Consider the following 1,166-nt stretch of genomic DNA (forward strand, 5'->3'; position numbering starts at 1 on the left):
CAACCCCTCCGCCTTGTGCAGCCGACGGATCTCGGCCCAGTCTTCCACTGAAATCATCCCTCCAGAATGACGAGGGGGGTCAACTTTCACCCGTCGTCTGGGGGTCAGTATTCACGCGTCGTCGACAACCTCCGTGCGCGATCGAGCGGAGGCTCGTTGCCGGTCGAGCGCGGCTCTGTAGCGGTCAAGTGCACCATATTGCGGGCGAGCGCAGCCCATGATGGTCGAGCGGAGTCGAGACCATCCCCAGTGTCGGTAGGTGGTATCGGTCGGATAGGAGTGGCCCGGCGCCGAGATTCTTGCACCTTTCGCCCGGTTCCTCGTTCTGGCCCTCATTGTTGAGGGGGCGAGAACGAGTTATGGGTGCCGGGCATCCCTGGCATGGGGGGCGATGACGTTCTGCCGGTCGAATCGAGTCGTGACCCCGCGGCGGTCGGCTGGGGTCACACATGCTCGTCAACTGAAGCCTCCTATTGGGCGCGTTTCGGGTGTGAGCCCTCGCTTTCCCTGACACCGCCAGGTCCCCGGAATCCGGTCGCGGCAACTCTGCGCTGGTGGCTCTTACCCTGGTCGGTGCCGTTCCTGGACACAGGGTGTTCTCGACTTTGCTCGGCGACCATCGCGGGTTCACCTGCTCAGCATGCGTGTCTCTCTTCGCCCGATCGTTCGGGGTGGCCGCTATCACTGGAGGGTAAGACCGAGATTGAGCCCCGGGCTCCTCTGGACAGAGGCGGAGTCCGGGCTTCGCTGGCCGTCATGCGGGTTCGGCTGACAGGTGAAATGATCTCGATTCCGCTGGACCGTGATGCGGGTTCACTCGACCGTCATAGGAGCGCCGGCTGACGACATGGCCTCGACTTCGCTCGGCCGTCATAGAGGTTCGGCTCGCCGGCGGTGTGGTCTGGACTTCGTGAGTCCTGGGCGTGTGTGGCGGAGCGCGGCGACGCCACCGCGGCCGGAGGGCGGTCGTGGTCGGTGGTTGGTGTGGTGTGTTTGGCCCCGGATGCGGGAAGGCCCCGAACCATGACTGGTTCGGGGCCTTCCCTTGAGGTTGTGTTCGGCGGTGTCCTACTCTCCCACACTGACTAAAGTGCAGTACCATCGGCGCTGGAGGGCTTAGCTTCCGGGTTCGGAATGGAGCCGGGCGTTTCCCCTCCGCTATAGCC

The 1,166-nt window shown here is 64.2% G+C and carries 1 rRNA gene; it reads right to left on the reverse strand.

Going from position 1 to position 1,166, the window contains the following annotated elements:
• Positions 1–1,055: 1,055 nt before the first annotated feature.
• Positions 1,056–1,166: ribosomal RNA gene (gene rrf, locus ACSEEN_RS21405) — 5S ribosomal RNA — on the reverse strand; the annotation flags it as partial.

It is taken from the genome of Gordonia marina (genome assembly GCF_052036135.1).
Classification (GTDB): domain Bacteria; phylum Actinomycetota; class Actinomycetes; order Mycobacteriales; family Mycobacteriaceae; genus Gordonia.